Origin of the sequence: Variovorax sp. IB41, from assembly GCF_016405905.1 — a bacterium.
In the GTDB taxonomy this organism is placed as follows: Bacteria; Pseudomonadota; Gammaproteobacteria; order Burkholderiales; family Burkholderiaceae_C; genus Variovorax.
On record NZ_JAEFCB010000016.1, the window covers coordinates 26434 to 40104 of the forward strand.

14 protein-coding genes are annotated in these 13671 nt (G+C 68.9%); 2 read left to right on the top strand and 12 right to left on the bottom strand.

Features of this window, described 5'->3' with window-relative positions:
* Positions 1 to 117 precede the first annotated feature (117 nt).
* Together JC881_RS24095 and JC881_RS24100 are read left to right on the top strand one after the other, a co-directional pair.
* Positions 118 to 600, top strand: a complete 483-nt coding sequence (locus JC881_RS24095) for an Hcp family type VI secretion system effector (protein ID WP_198788248.1) — start codon at positions 118 to 120, stop codon at positions 598 to 600.
* A 75-nt stretch (positions 601 to 675) separates the two neighbouring features.
* Positions 676 to 1236: a hypothetical protein gene (locus tag JC881_RS24100; protein ID WP_198788249.1), complete on the top strand. Its 561-nt coding sequence runs from the start codon at positions 676 to 678 to the stop codon at positions 1234 to 1236.
* Between the two features lie 79 nt (positions 1237 to 1315).
* Here JC881_RS24100 and JC881_RS24105 read toward each other — a convergent pair whose 3' ends face one another.
* The 12 genes from JC881_RS24105 to JC881_RS24160 form a co-directional block, all read right to left on the bottom strand.
* Entirely contained in the window at positions 1316 to 2155 is an 840-nt protein-coding gene (locus JC881_RS24105) for a PP2C family protein-serine/threonine phosphatase (RefSeq protein ID WP_198788250.1), read from the bottom strand.
* Positions 2156 to 2246: 91 nt separating this feature from the next.
* Positions 2247 to 3950 carry a type VI secretion system-associated FHA domain protein TagH gene (gene tagH, locus JC881_RS24110; RefSeq protein ID WP_198788251.1) on the bottom strand — a complete coding sequence of 568 codons (1704 nt, stop codon included), beginning with the start codon at positions 3948 to 3950 and terminating at the stop codon, positions 2247 to 2249.
* A 122-nt stretch (positions 3951 to 4072) separates the two neighbouring features.
* On the bottom strand, positions 4073 to 4264 hold the full coding sequence (locus JC881_RS24115) for a hypothetical protein (protein ID WP_198788332.1): 192 nt from the start codon (positions 4262 to 4264) through the stop codon (positions 4073 to 4075).
* Positions 4248 to 6611, bottom strand: coding sequence for a TIGR02270 family protein (locus tag JC881_RS24120; RefSeq protein ID WP_198788252.1), 2364 nt, complete (start codon positions 6609 to 6611; stop codon positions 4248 to 4250). Before JC881_RS24120 ends, JC881_RS24115 begins: the two co-directional genes overlap by 17 nt.
* A gap of 25 nt (positions 6612 to 6636) precedes the next feature.
* Entirely contained in the window at positions 6637 to 7716 is a 1080-nt protein-coding gene (locus JC881_RS24125; RefSeq protein ID WP_198788253.1) for a DUF2169 family type VI secretion system accessory protein, read from the bottom strand.
* A gap of 14 nt (positions 7717 to 7730) precedes the next feature.
* Entirely contained in the window at positions 7731 to 8225 is a 495-nt protein-coding gene (locus JC881_RS24130) for a hypothetical protein (RefSeq protein WP_198788254.1), read from the bottom strand.
* Positions 8226 to 8286: 61 nt separating this feature from the next.
* A complete protein-coding gene (locus JC881_RS24135) occupies positions 8287 to 8769 on the bottom strand; it encodes a hypothetical protein (protein WP_198788255.1) in 483 nt (160 codons plus the stop codon).
* A gap of 29 nt (positions 8770 to 8798) precedes the next feature.
* Positions 8799 to 9560, bottom strand: a complete 762-nt coding sequence (locus JC881_RS24140) for a DUF4150 domain-containing protein (protein ID WP_198788256.1) — start codon at positions 9558 to 9560, stop codon at positions 8799 to 8801.
* Positions 9561 to 9589: 29 nt separating this feature from the next.
* Positions 9590 to 10081 (bottom strand): DUF6484 domain-containing protein, encoded by a 492-nt coding sequence (locus JC881_RS24145; protein WP_198788257.1) that lies wholly within the window; start codon positions 10079 to 10081, stop codon positions 9590 to 9592.
* Positions 10082 to 10091: 10 nt separating this feature from the next.
* Positions 10092 to 12503, bottom strand: a complete 2412-nt coding sequence (locus tag JC881_RS24150) for a type VI secretion system Vgr family protein (RefSeq protein ID WP_198788258.1) — start codon at positions 12501 to 12503, stop codon at positions 10092 to 10094.
* 84 nt (positions 12504 to 12587) lie between these two features.
* The gene (locus tag JC881_RS24155) at positions 12588 to 12983 is read right to left on the bottom strand and encodes a DUF4150 domain-containing protein (RefSeq protein WP_198788259.1); all 396 of its coding nucleotides are present in this window, start codon (positions 12981 to 12983) and stop codon (positions 12588 to 12590) included.
* 25 nt (positions 12984 to 13008) lie between these two features.
* A complete protein-coding gene (locus JC881_RS24160) occupies positions 13009 to 13671 on the bottom strand; it encodes a DUF3540 domain-containing protein (RefSeq protein WP_198788260.1) in 663 nt (220 codons plus the stop codon).

The following is a 13671-nucleotide window of genomic DNA, read 5'->3' on the forward strand; positions in this document are numbered from 1 at the left end:
GGGCCTTTGAAAAAACGGCCCTCCGCTCGTTCTCCTGATAGCTCCCGGGCACCAACGCTTAGGCACCGCACGGAAGCCCTTTTTTCCTGACTCACACACAACTGAAAGGTAAGCATCATGGCTGCAGACATGTTTTTGAAGCTCGAAGGCGTCGACGGCGAATCCAAGGACGATTCGCACAAGAAGGAGATCGACATCCTGGCCTGGAGCTGGGGCGCCAGCCAGTCGGGCACTGGCCACGTGGGCGGCGGCTCGGGCGCCGGCAAGGTGAGCGTGCAGGACGTCTCGATCACCAAGTACGTGGACTCCGCCTCGCACCTGCTGCTCCTGGATTGCTGCAACGGCCAGCACATCAAGAAGGGCACGCTGGTGGTGCGCAAGGCCGGCGCCACGCCGCTGGAGTACATCAAGCTCACGATGGAAGACATCCTGGTGAGCAGCATCCAGACCGGCGGCAGCGGCGGCGAAGACCGCCTGACCGAGAACATCCAGCTGAACTTCTCCAAGTTCAAGTACGAGTACACGCCCCAGAAGGCCGACGGTTCCGGCGACGGCACCAAGGAAACCGGCTGGGACATCGCGGCCAACAAGAAGGTCTGACGCGCTTCTCCGGCTGCCGCCAGCGGCCGGGGGGCCGCTTCATCCGCTCTCGATCGCCTTCAGCCGGAGACACGCATGGCAACACTCAACCCCAAGGTCCTGCAATGGGCCAGCGCCCAGGTGGGCAAGCACATCGGCGCGCGCGAATGCTGGGACCTGGCCAACAAGGCCCTGCTGCAGGCCGGCGCCGGCACCTCGTCGGACTTCGGTCCGATGGGCGACGACGACGACTACATCTGGGGCGACGAAGTCGCGCTCAAGGATGCGCTGCCCGGCGACATCCTGCAGTACCGCGACTACGAGATGACCACGACCACCACCACCGACGTCACCTTCGCGGACGACTCCGGCTGGGTCGAAGACCCCTCGGTGATGGTGGGCCACCCGCACCACACGTCGATCCTTTCCAGGAACCCGGGCAACGGCGCCATCACGGTGCTGGAGCAGAACTACAAGGGCAACAAGGAAGCGGTGCGTTCCAGCACGATCCAGTGGAAGGGCAGCTCCACCTCGACCACCACCCGCAAGCAGATGAAGCGGCAGGACAACGGCAAGATGGAATCGGCCCTCGTGGTGGTCACGGTGGACGTGACGGTGAGCGGCACGCTCAAGGCCTATCGGCCGAAGAAGTCCTGACCTCCCGACCCTGCGAACGAACCGAGATAGAGAGAGGAGTCCGGGCCCGCAAGGGCCCGGCTTCTTTTCCGATTCGCCGCTAGTCCGCCGGCTTGTCGGGCGCGGCGGCCGGCTCGTCGATCGGCGCCGGCATCGTCACCTCCTCGAGCGCCGGCATCAGCCGCGTCGCATCGTCGATGTCATCGGCAATCACCCACAGCGTGAGCGCGGTGTAGTTGTCGTGGCCCGGCTTGGCGCGCGCCTTGATCTGCGTATCGAGCTGCTCGGTCCACTGGCTGGGCGTGCGCGAGGCATGCAGCGTGTCGACCAGGCATTCGTCGCCCAACGGCTCCCACACGCCGTCGCTGCACAGGAGCAGCACGTCGCCCGACACGAGGCGCATGCGGTCGGACACGGCGATGTCGGGCGCCTCCTCGATCGAGCCGAGCGCCGACAGCAGCATGTTGCGCTGCGGATGCAGGCGCGCGCCCTCCTCGTCGAGCATGCCGCCCGCCACCATCTGCTGCACCAGGCTGTGGTCGGTGGTGCGCGCCACGATGGCGCCGCCCCGAAAAAGGTACGCGCGGCTGTCGCCGCTGTGCACCCAGGCGAGCGCCTGGTTCTCCAGGTCGATGGCTGCGAACACCACCGTGGAGCGCATGCCCGCGAGCTTGCCGCCCTCGGCCTGGCGCGCGACCACGTCGCGGTTGGCCTGCTCGACCAGCGTGCGCAGCGTGAATTCGTCCAGCCCCGGCGCCGCCGAGAAGCCGCCCAACATGCTCGTGCGCGCCGTGGCCGCGGCCACGTCGCCGCCGCCATGGCCGCCCGCGCCGTCGGCCACCAGGCAGGCGACATAGCGCTCGTCGTGCCAGTGGCCGTGGACGTCCTCGTTGTAGGTGCGGCCGCCCTGTCGGGACAACGTGACGATTTCGATTTCCAAGCGGGGTGCCTCGCGTGTGCTGGTGTTGTTGTGGTGGCTTCGACCGAGGCCGTCGTTCTGCTTTTTTTGCTTTTGCTTTTGTTCTTCTGCGTCACTGACCGTCGGACTTCAGGCGCGCCATCTGCTCTTCGTAGGCCTGGAGAAAGGCCTTGCCGAAGAGGTTGTGGAAATCGTCTTCCGCCTCGCTCGCGATGCCGCCGTAGAGCGCCACGAACTGGTCCCAGAGCTTGGCCTTGCGGTTGGCCGCGAAGATGGCGTCGAGCGCCGACTTCGCGCTGATCTTCTTCTCGAGCTCCTCGGGCTCGAAGCGCCCGATGACATGCGCGAGCGCCGCTCGCATGCCCACCATCACGCCGAACTGATGCGCGCGCAGGTCGTTGAAGGCATCGCGCATCGCCGCCTCCGGCGGCATGAAGCCGCGCACGCCCGGCCCGAGCAGGTGCGCGAGCGCCACCTCCACCGTGGGCGAGAACTTCAGCGGGTTGTTGGCCTGCGCCGCGATCATCGTCACCTCGGCGCGCACCTCGCGCTTGAACTCCTGGCGCGTGAGCAGGAGCTGCAGCGTGCCTTCGGTGGCGCTGCGAAGCATCGAGCCGATGCGCTCCATGAGGCCGGGCGTGAGCATCTCGGGCGGCTGGTGCGTGCTGGCCAGGCCGCGCAGGAACGCGGCGAGCAGCTCGTCGTCGGAGGCCGTGCGTTCGGCACGCGGCGCGGCCGCGCGCTGCACGGGTGGCGCAGGAGGTGGCGCAGGTGGGGGCGGCAATGGAGGCAGCGACTCCAGCGGCCTGCTCCCCAGCTCGGGGCCGCTGATGCGGATCGGCTGGCCCGTGATGTCGTCGAACTGCGGCAGCACCTCCGCGGGTGCCGCGGCCACCGGTGCGGGTGCTGGAGGAGGTGGTGGCGGCGGTGTCACCGCCTTCGGCGGCGTGAAGCCGAACTGGTCGATCGGCAGGTGGTCGGAGCGCGGCGTCGGCGTGGGCGGTGCCGCGCTCTGCAGCGCAGCCAGCGGATCTGCGGAAGAAGCCGTGTTCGGCTGCAGCAGCGGATCGGCCAGCGGCGACAGCGCGAGCGGATCGCCGCCGATGCCGCCACCGCCGCCCATGCCGCCGAACAGCTCGTCGATGCCCGAGGCCTTGCCATGCGCGGGCGGCGCGCCGAGGTCGGAGAAATCGTCGAGCGCCCCCATGCCCGCGGACGGCGCGGAACTCGGCGTGGGCCCGAGCAGGTTGGCGAACGGATCGACCTGCGCGGCCTGCGCATTGCGCGAGCCCGTCTCCATCGGGTCGGGAAAGAGCAGCGACTCGGCGCTGGCGGGTGCGGGTGCCCTTGCGGCACCGGACGAAGCGGGCGCGGGTGCAGGCGGCGAGCCGAGCCCCGCGAGCAGGTCCGCGAACGGATCGTCGCTCGTGCTCGCGGCAGCAGCAGCACCGGCCGGTGCCGACATGATGGTGTTGGGAATCGCCAGCGACGGCGGCGCCGCCGCGGCCGTCATGCGCACGCTGAGCTCGAAGCTGCCGACGACCAGCCGCGCGCCATCGGTGAGCGGCGCCTCCTTGCCAGAGCCCAGCGACACGCCGTTGCACTGCATCGGATTGCTGCCCCGGTCGATCACGAAATACTGGCCGTCGCGGCACAGCACCTGCGCATGCACGCGCGAGACGGTGCGGTCCGGATCGTCCAGCACCAGCGTGTTGGTGTCGGCCCGGCCGATGGTGCCCCCGTTGGGCCCGAAATCGGCGGCGATGGGCTGCCCCGCCGGAGCGCCTTGCCGGGTGATGACAGCGATATGGATCATGAATCGGCCCCCGAGGCTCTAGGCCTTTCTATGCCCGTACACAGCCCGTGCGCGCACGGCGTGCAAGGGCGAAAAAACTCAGAAGGAGTATTCATTCCGTGGGGCACGTTGGCAATCTCGCCTTAAGAGGTATGCCATTGCAGCCAAGCGGCAATGGTGGTGAAGATGAATGCGATGAGGAGCCAGGTGCGCACGGCGGCATCGATGCGCCGTGGCGCATGCCGCGCCCATCGCGCCGTGGCCGCGATCAGGAAGACAACAGCCAGCGCAGCGAGGATGTGCCGGGCTTGCATCTCTTCAAGCCGCCAGCGCATCGAGCCAGCGCTGCTGCCGCCAGGCCGGGGCACCAACGGGAAACAACGCGGTTCCGGGTTGCAGGAGACCCAGGTGCTGGGCTGCCGCCGCGCGCTGGCGCTGATGGCCATGGCGCAGCACCCGCACGCAGTGCGCCAGCCCGGGCGGCTGGCCCAGGAAGTAGCGAACGCCGGGCGTGAAGACATGGCCGTCGGCCTGCCACCAGCGGTCGATCGCCGGGGCGTCGGGCCACGGCAGATCGGCGTCTTCGTCCTCGGCGACGTTGTCGTCGTCCGGATCGTCCGTGAGCCCGCGGCTGCCGCGTCCGGCCGATGCGCCTCTGAGCGAGGATGCCCGCACGGAAAGTCCGGTGATCGTGCGCAGCGACTCGGCCGCGATCCGCGCCGACTCGGGATGGTCCAGTTGCTTGATCAGCCACGGCACGAGCTGCGCATCGCCCGCGGCGCCGCAGGCCTCGATGAGCCGGCGCAGCGCCGGGCGTCCCTCGGCGCCCTGTATGGCCTGTGCCATCTGCCCGAGCACGTGGCGCGCCCGCGGCAGCTCCGCGGCGCGCACGAACAGCGCCAGCGCCTCGGGCGCCTCGGCCGTGCCGCCCTCGGCGATCTGCTGGAGCACCTCGATGGCGGGATGCGCATCCCCCAGCAACAACGCCGCGCCCGCGGCGCGCAGGCGCACCCGCGCGCTCCCGTGCGCGAGGTTCTCGCGCACCCGATCGATGCTGCCCATGACGCCGACCTCGCCCGCCAGTTGCAGCGCCCGGGCGCGAACCGCGTCGTCGCCGTCGTCCAGCAGCGCCCACAGCAAGTCGCCGGGCGGCGTGCGGTGCAGGTGCATCGCGGCAGTGGCCAGGTAGCGCGCCAGCGGCGCGTCCGCGGCGGCCATCTTCACCACAAGCCCCTGCAGGGCCTTGCTGGAAACCCAGCCGAACGCGCCCACCAGGCTCTCGTTGCAGACCTCGTCTTCGACCTGGACGCCCGCTGCCGCTGCCAGGACCTCCCGCACATGCATCGTGTCGCCCGACTCCACCGCCAGCACCGTGGGCGCGAACAGCCCGCCGGGTCCGGCATCTTCGGCGCACGCGATGCAGGCCTTCCAGCCTTCGGCCTCGGTGGTGCGAAGCAACGCGATGTGCGCGTCGATGCGCTCGTCGAAACCGGCGAGCCGCTTGAGCGTGTCCCGCCCGCCGACCAGTCTCGCGCGATGCTGGACCAGCCATGCGAGTTCGTGCGGGAGCCGCTCGATCTGCCGCGCGACCACGGCCCGCGCCGACGGCGCCGCACCGCCCGCACGAGCGAAAGCGCGAAAGGGTGGCGTTCGCGCGCCGTCGGCCGGCGCGATCAGGCAGGCGCCGCGCATCTCCCCTTCGGAGGACGACTCGCACACCGCGACGGCGCCTGGCGCGTAGCCCCAGTACATCGCGTGCGCCCCGACGATCACCTGCAAGGGCAAGGTGGCGCACCCCACGTCGCCCGTGAATGCCGGCAGGTGGATGCACGGCAGGCCGTCGCGCCAGGCGCGGTACTGCCGCGCGAGCAGGGCCGTCGACTCCCATGCGCGGTAGCGCTCGCCGTTGATGTCGGTGATGCGCCATTCGATCTGTTCCTCGGCCGCCCCGGCCCGGCGCAGCGCCGCATCGATCGCGCGCTGCAGCCCGCTGCCCACCGAATAGCGGTCGGTGCGCAGGCTGTCGGCCTCCTGCGCCTGGGCCGCGCCCAGCACGCAGGCCATCGCGGGCTCCGAGAAAGGCCCCGAGGCACGGCCCGTCAGAAAGAAGGCGGCCGCCTCGCCGGGGATCAGGCCGAACGGGTTGGCGGCTTCGTGCAGCCTCCCGCTGTCGTGCAGGCGTTCGCGATCCTCGTCGTTGAGCATCGAATCGACGCCGCCGATCAGCGCCGCATCGATCTCGTTGCGCGCGAGCAGCGCATCGGCAAGTTGCATGGCGCCCGCGGCCGATGCGTGGCCTTCCAGCAGCACGCGCGAGTGCGGCGAGGGCCGCAGGCCCAGGCTGCGCATCGCCCGCGCGATGAAGGCGTGGCCCGTGCCGTCCAGCGTGATCGCTTGGCGGCGAAACGGCTCGGGCAGGGCCACGAACAGCGCGCAGCGCGCGATGTCGCCGGCATAGGCGGCCAGGCATTCGCGCACCGCGCGCAGCAGCATCTTGCGCAGCCAGGCCTCCTGCGAGGGCTTCAACTTGCCGGCCGCGGGCACGGGCGCCGCCAGCAGCGGATCGCCCGTGTCGGGCAGCACCGCCTCGACGCCGCTCAGCCCGGCGCGGATGGCCGCGCAGGTCTGCGCGGCATCCATGCCGACGGCCGTGACGCATCCGGTGGCGTAGATCAGTTGCATGCCGCAGCGCCCGGCTTCGGCCGGCTCATTGAGCGAGCGCCGGCGCGTCGCGCCCGACATAGCGCTTGCCGCGCTCTTGCGCGCGCAGCCAGGCCGGCGAGACATCGCCGATGACGATTTCGCGCACCAGGCCCAGCGTGCGCAGCCCGGTGAGGCAATGCCGCGCCAGCACGGACACGGTGCGCGCCTCGGCATCCACGTACACCGTGTCCGTGCGCAGGCGATGCCTCGCCATGCCCGTGGAGTGCAGCACGGTGACGCCGATGTCGGGGGCCGGCATGCGAAAGCGCCAGAGGCCCTCGGGCGTGAGGTTGGCCAGTTGCACTTCTTCGTCCGGCATCGCGTGCGGCCACTGCTGATCGAGCGGGGCGCATTGCGCGAAGCGCGGATCGAGATCGACCGGCGGCAGCGGCCAGCGCGAATCCGTCCAGGCCTTGTCGTAGGTTCCGGCATGGTTCAGGCGCGGCGTCCAGTTGGGCGCGACAGCACCGAAGCCGGCCACCGGAAACGCGGTGTCGGACGCGCCCATCGTGTGTCCGAAAGGCCCGATGTTGGGCAGATCGCTGGCGACCGACGGGTCCGACGAGGCTGCACCGCGCCAGCCCACACCCACGGGGTTTTCCAGATGGCATGCGCTCACCGCGGCCGCGGGGTCGCGCACGCTGCCGCCGAACGCGCGCTCGTAGCGCAGCGGCATGGCGACGAAGGGTTGCGGCGATGAGAAGCGGGTGCCGGTGAGTCCGGCCCGCTGCCTGTCGCCAGTGAGGGTCAGCACCTTGCGCCAGCCGCCGACGCGCACGCCCACGGCCATCTCCGTCACCGCCTTGCCATGCGGCGCGTGGGCGGTGGCGTTGAGGATGAAATCGACCGCGGGCTTGGCCGCGGTCGCCGCGCTCGCCCGCCGCAGCGACGACCGGCCCGGCACGCCGCCCGGCTCGTCGCCCAGCGGCGGCGGCACCTGCTCGGGCAGGGCAAAGGGCTCGCCCGCGTCATCGAAGCCGTAGGTCGCGCACACGAGGATGCAGAAGAACAGCTGCCCGTCCCGGTCCATCAGCAGCATGCACTGCTGCGCGAAGGGCGTGGTGTTGAAGATCGCGGGCGTCATGCGCGGGCACCGTGTCAGGTCCAGTGGCCGGCGCCGTCCAGCCCGACGGGCCAGTACGGCATGGCCGAGAGCAGCTCGGCGGTTTCCATGTCGCCTTCGTCCACCACCCATTGCAGCAGGAAGGACTCGGGGGCGACCGGCGGCGCCTCCTTGGCATTGAGCGCGCTGCAGGCGAGCCAGTATTTGCGGATGACCGCGACCGTGTTCGGGTCCGACGCCGGCCCCGCCGGAAACTCGGCCCAGTTCGCGACCCGCGCCTGCTTGGCCGAGCCCAGTTCCTCTTCCAGCGACTGCGTGCGATAGGCCCACCATTCGACCGCCTCGTCCAGCACTTTCTTCAGGTCCTTGCGGTATTTGGTGAAGAGCGCGCGGTGCGCGGCCGAGGCCTCGCCGCGTGCGGGCGAAACATGGACGACGGCCGCGCCGCTGAGCGCCAGATCGCGCGGCGCGACGAGCAGCCTGGCGATTCCGTCGTTCATGCCCTCTTCTGTCATGTACTTCGGCTTCATGGGAGTTCCTTCATTCGGTGTGCATCGATGTGCATCGGTGTGCAGGGCGCGAGCGGACCCTTCAGATCCAGCGCTCGTTCTTGTCGAGGCCCAGCGGCGTGAAGACGAAGTCCGCCATGAATTCCGCGAGGTCTTCCACGCGGTTGGGCAGCATCTCGATCAGCAGCTCGCGCGGCTCGACCGGCGCCTCCAGCGTCTCCAGGTCGGCCTGCTCGTCCTCTTCGTCGATGTCCTCGCTGCCCCAATCGGCTTCGTCGGATTCGTCAAGGTCGGCTTCATCGCCATCGTCCTCGCCCTCGCCCTCCTCCGCCGCATCGTTGAGCCGCTGGCATTCCAGCGCGTACTTGCGAAAGACCGCGATCACGAACGGGTGCGACACCGGCCCCAGCGGCCAGCGCCTGTCGATGGCCTCCTGCGCGGCCGACGCATCGGCACCGGCCTGCGTCTCGCCCAGCAACAGGGCCTGCCACCAGGCCAGCGCAACGGCCCTGGCCTGGCGCATCTCGACGACGTAGTCGTCGAACAATTCCTTGTAGTCGCTCATCGGCTTCTCCTTCGGTCTCGGGTTGGTGGCTACTTGATCTTGTTCAGGAAGGCGTTCACGCGCGCCGTCCCGTGTCTTCTGGACACCGTGCCGCCCTGCTTGCTCGAACACGGCCTGCAGTGGCCCTTGGACGTGGCCGCCGTGGACTTGGCCCATTCCTTGAACTTGGCCACGGCGTTGCAACCGCCCCGGTACCAGGCGACGATCAGCGGCGGCTGGTGGTCGGGCACGGTGGCGTTGCGCCACTTGCACTTCCAGCACTTCTTGCCCGCGATCTTCTTGCGCTGCGCGGCATTGGGCTTGCCCTCCTTGGGGCGCTTGTAGCGGTTCTTGCAGGGCTCGGTTCCATTCCAGCCATGGGCGTTCGCCACGCGCACCAGCGCGGCCGGCTCGATGATCCCCACCGGGGGCGTGGCGCAGTTCTGGCCCATGGGATCGCCGTGCCGGCACACGCCCTTGCCCTCGACCTTGACCGTGTGCGACCAGTTCGAGAACACCGCCTTGCCCTTGGTCTTGTGCGTGACCACGTTGCCGCCCTGCGTGCCCGCTTCGTTGCCGGTGCTGGTGCTGACCTCCGAGGCATCCTCCAGCGCGGTCGGCTCGCCGTCGATCAGCACCGAGCTGCTTCCCTTGGACAGGTCCGACGCGCTGCACACGTTCACGTAGGGCACAGGCAGCGGGCCGCCCGGCGGCGGCGGCGGCGTCAGGCACACATCGCCCGGCGCAACGCCCTTGCCGCCGCTTCCCTTGTGAAAGAGGCCCATGCCTTCGGCGTAGACGGTCAGCGACATCGGGGCATCCCGGGTGGTTGGCGCCGCGCTCAGTTGAGCTCGATGGACCCGCCCTTGAGCGAGTTCACACCGGTGGCGCGGGTCTGCACGAAATGGCCGTTGATCAGGACCTTGCCCGCACGCGTGAGCGTGATGCTGGAGCCGCCGCACTGCAGCACGATGCGCTCGCGCGCCGACAGCACCAGGCGGTCGCCGTCCGCCTGCGCATGCACGACGCCCTCCTGTGCCTCCTGCCCCGACAACACGCGCCCCAGGATCAAGGGCCGCTGCGGATCGCCTCGGTCGAAGGCCACCACGACATCGCCGCCCACGTCTTCATCGCCCAGATGCACGGTGGTGCGTGCGCACAGCGGCGATGCGCCTTCTTCTTCTTCCTCTTCCTCTTCCTTTTCCATGCGCACCCAGGGTCCCGCGCCGGTCAGCGCGACGAGCCGCGCCACCCGCACGCCCAGCTGTATCGCGCCGGGGTTGTCGCCGGTGGCCGGCATCAGCCGCGCCAGTGCTTCATCGCGTCCGCTCATGTCGGCTCCTTCAGTTGTGGGTGATCTTCGAACCCTTGACCACCACGTTGCCCGAGGCCTTGACGTTCACCGCGCCGGAGCCCTCGATCAGGATGTCCTTGCCCTTGATCGTGATGGAGCCGTCCTTCTTCATCACGATGCTCGCGCTGCCCGTGGTCAGCGAGATCTCGTCGCCGGCATCGACCACGAACTTCTTGCCCACGCTGACCGTGTCGTCCTTGTCGATGCTCGACGAACGGCCCCCGCCCACCGTCATCGCCGCATCGCTTCCCACGTTGATCGCGAGCTTGGCGCCGACCTTGATCGCGCGGTTGGCGCCGATGGACTCGGTCTGGTCGGCGCCGATGGTCACGTTCTGCGTGGCCCCCACATTGATCGTCTGGCTCGCCCCCACCGTCACCGCCTGCATCGCGCCCACGGTGATCTCCTGCGCCGCGCCGACGGTGATGGTCTCGTTGATGCCCACCGTGTGCGTGCGCTGCAGCGCCACCGTGGCCGTCTCGCTCGCGCCCACGGTGATCGAGCGGTTCTGGCCGATGGAGATCGTCTCGTTCAGGTCCACCGTCTCCGTGCGGTTCATGTGGACCGTGATGGTCTCGTTCTTGTCGACCGTCTCGGTGCGCTGGCCGTGCACGGTGATCGTCTCGTTGTTGTCCACCGTCTCGGTGCGGTCGTGCTTGACGTGCGTGGTCTCGTCGTGGTCGATGGTCTTGGTGCGGTCGTGGCCCACCCAGTGGGTCTCGTCGTTCTCCACCTCGATGTCCTGGTTCTTCTCGGCGTGCAGGTACACCTGCTCCGAGCCCTTCTTGTCCTCGAAGCGGAACTCGTTGCAGTTCGAGGCGCTGCCCTTGGGCGTGGAGCGCGTGCGAAAGCCGCTCTGCGTGTGCGAGCCGAACGGGATCGGCTGGTCGTCGTTGTAGACGCGGCCCACGATGATCGGCCGGTCGGGGTCGCCGTTCAAAAAGTCGACGATCACCTCCTGACCGATGCGCGGAATGAAGTACCCGCCCCAGCCCTTGCCCGCCCACGGTTGCGACACGCGCACCCAGCAGGTCGATTTCTCGTCGCTCTTGTCGTAGCGGTCCCAGTGGAAGTGCACCTTCACGCGGCCGAAGTCGTCGGCATGGATCTCCTCGCCCGCCGGCCCCACCACGATGGCCGACTGCGGCCCCGGCATCACCACGCGCGGCGTGAGCCGCGGCGGGCGGAACGGCACGTCGATGGGCAGCGCGGTGATGAGGAAGGCGCTCGTGCCCTGCGGGTCGGTGCGCAGCGCGGGTGCGCTGGCGATCAGCGCCTCGAGCGCGGGCCGCGCCTCGGCGTTCACCGGGTTCACGGCGTCATCGGCGAGCGCCTCGCGCAGCGCGCGCTCGATCGGCATGCGCGGCGCGCTGTGCGGAATGCTCTCGTAGCCCGGGTGGCTCGCCGCGAAGGTGCAGGCCGCGATGATGTAGTCGCCATCGCGCGCGCCGTCGGGGTCGCCCTCGAAGGTGAAGCTGCGCCCGGCCGCGACGTCGGGCCAGGTGGTGAGCGCCCAGTGGCGCTGGCGGCGCGCGACGATCTCCTCGCCGCGCAGCTTGCCCTTGTCGTCCGCGTCGCCGCCCGAGAAATAGCCGCCCGCGAATTCGAAGGCCTCGAACTCCGCGAGCTCGTGCTTGTCGGGCGCGCCGCCCGCGGCTTCGAGCTTCTTCTTGATCGACTTGAAGTTGCTGTCCTGCGAAGCGTAGGTGCCGGTGTCGAACTGCCGCGCGCTCACCCAGCGCGAGATCTCGTTGTGACGCGCCTCGGTGGTGTCGCTCGCCACGTGGCGCAGCGTGCCTTCCACGGGCAGCTTGTCGTGCGCCATGTCGCTCGCATCCGACAGGTGCATGGTGCCCGGTGCGTCGTGCGCGTCGAACCAGTAGTAGATGCCTTCGTCTTCCAATAACCGCGATAAAAACTGGTAGTCGCTCTCCTGGTGCTGCACGCAGTAGCGGCGCGGGTTGTGCGTGCCGATGACGTTGCTGGTCTCGGTCTTCTTGAAGCGCTTGATGGGGCTGTCCTCGAACACCGCGTCGAGCACGTCGAGCACCTTCTTGTCCTGCAGGATGCGCGAGTTGATGCGCTTGGTGAGCAGCCAGAACCACGAGCGCAGGCCGATGCGGTATTCGAAGTGGCGCCCCACGTGGCCGGTGCGCTCGAAGCGCACAGCATGCCCCTGGCAGTGGCGCTCGTGCGCGCCGCCGTCCTTGTCCTGGAATTCGATGACCACGTCGAACGCGCGGCCCAGGATGTCCTTGGCGTCGAGCGCGCGGTTCTTCGAGAGCACGGTGAGCTCGTAGGTCGAGGGGCGCGCGAGCGCCTCGTGGCCCACGATGCGCCAGAACATCAGCTCGCCGTTGACGGGCGAATCGCTTTTGATACGGAACTCGTGATCAGCCATATGTCTCGGCTCGAGGCCCCTTCCGTTTTCTCCCCATCCCCCTCTTTTGCAGCAGGCCTTGCGGCATGCTGTGGTGGCGGCGCCTCAGGGTGCCAGCAACAGCACCTTCACCTGGCTGGGAACCACGCGACAGCCGGGGATGTTGGTGCTGTTCTGCAACGACACGCTGGTGAGCCGCGTTGCAGGCATGCCCTTGACGATGACAGTGAACGCCGCGGTCAAGTGGCGGCAGGGGCCCATCACCATGCCCGAGGCGACGCCCGTGGCCAATCCGGCGTTGTCGCCGTTGGACATCGGAATGGTCGTTGCCATGTTGTGGGCCGGCGTACCGCCAAAAAGCACCGTGGGCACATTGGGGATCGCCGTCGGGCCCATCGCGATGTTCGGGTACGGGATGGGCACCGGGCCGGCCGGGGTCGGGGTCAGGCACACATCCGGGAATGCGAAGTCCATCCCCATCATCTGGGTGTTGGCGAACATGTTGTTTCTTCCTTCCTTGGACCGTTTAGCCGAAATGGATCTGCTTGCCGTCGGACTTGACGAGCTCGTCGGCGGTCACGATGACGTTCTCGCCGTGCATCCTCATCAGGCTCGCCGCGCGGTAATCGGCGGTGCCGCAGCTCAGCAGGTCCGCCCCCTCGACATGACGCACGGTGGTCTGGGTGGTCTGCGTGAGCCGCTCGAAGCAAGATTCCATGCGGTTGCCCGCAACCGAGACGCTGGAGACCGCCGCCGTGAAGGCCCGTCCGAACACGGAAGCCACCTGGAGGAAAAAGCGCGCCTTCGATGCCTTCACCGTGAGACCCTGGGCGTCGACGCTGAACTCCTGCGGTGTGCGAAACGCCATGCCTTCCGCGGCCAACACCGTGAGCTTGCCCTCGGCGCGGATCGTCGCGTCGCGGCCGAGCAGCAACTGCAGCGGCTGCGTGCCCGGCCGGTCGAGAACGGCCATGACATAGGTGCCTTCTTCGCCAAGGCTCGCGAGCCACACACGGTCCGCAGCCGCAGGCCGGATCAGGCAACTCGTGGCACAGCGCGCGCGCACCAGGCCCTGGTCGGTACGCACGTGGATGCTGTCGTCGCTGTCGTGCACGCTTTCGACGACGCCGACCTGCTGGAACGGCATGATCGCCAGGCGTGCCGTGAGATCGCTCGGGTAGGTTTGCAT

What these genes read in the sequence shown, in the direction of transcription:
- JC881_RS24160 (WP_198788260.1), bottom strand. Translation starts at nt 13,671, where the DNA reads ATGCAAACCTACCCGAGCGATCTCACGGCACGCCTGGCGATCATGCCG.
- JC881_RS24145 (WP_198788257.1), bottom strand. Translation starts at nt 10,081, where the DNA reads ATGAGCGGACGCGATGAAGCACTGGCGCGGCTGATGCCGGCCACCGGC.
- JC881_RS24095 (WP_198788248.1), top strand. Translation starts at nt 118, where the DNA reads ATGGCTGCAGACATGTTTTTGAAGCTCGAAGGCGTCGACGGCGAATCC.
- JC881_RS24115 (WP_198788332.1), bottom strand. Translation starts at nt 4,264, where the DNA reads ATGCGCTGGCGGCTTGAAGAGATGCAAGCCCGGCACATCCTCGCTGCG.
- JC881_RS24135 (WP_198788255.1), bottom strand. Translation starts at nt 8,769, where the DNA reads ATGAGCGACTACAAGGAATTGTTCGACGACTACGTCGTCGAGATGCGC.
- JC881_RS24140 (WP_198788256.1), bottom strand. Translation starts at nt 9,560, where the DNA reads ATGTCGCTGACCGTCTACGCCGAAGGCATGGGCCTCTTTCACAAGGGA.
- JC881_RS24125 (WP_198788253.1), bottom strand. Translation starts at nt 7,716, where the DNA reads ATGACGCCCGCGATCTTCAACACCACGCCCTTCGCGCAGCAGTGCATG.
- JC881_RS24150 (WP_198788258.1), bottom strand. Translation starts at nt 12,503, where the DNA reads ATGGCTGATCACGAGTTCCGTATCAAAAGCGATTCGCCCGTCAACGGC.
- JC881_RS24100 (WP_198788249.1), top strand. Translation starts at nt 676, where the DNA reads ATGGCAACACTCAACCCCAAGGTCCTGCAATGGGCCAGCGCCCAGGTG.
- JC881_RS24120 (WP_198788252.1), bottom strand. Translation starts at nt 6,611, where the DNA reads ATGCAACTGATCTACGCCACCGGATGCGTCACGGCCGTCGGCATGGAT.
- JC881_RS24155 (WP_198788259.1), bottom strand. Translation starts at nt 12,983, where the DNA reads ATGTTCGCCAACACCCAGATGATGGGGATGGACTTCGCATTCCCGGAT.
- JC881_RS24130 (WP_198788254.1), bottom strand. Translation starts at nt 8,225, where the DNA reads ATGAAGCCGAAGTACATGACAGAAGAGGGCATGAACGACGGAATCGCC.
- tagH (WP_198788251.1), bottom strand. Translation starts at nt 3,950, where the DNA reads ATGATCCATATCGCTGTCATCACCCGGCAAGGCGCTCCGGCGGGGCAG.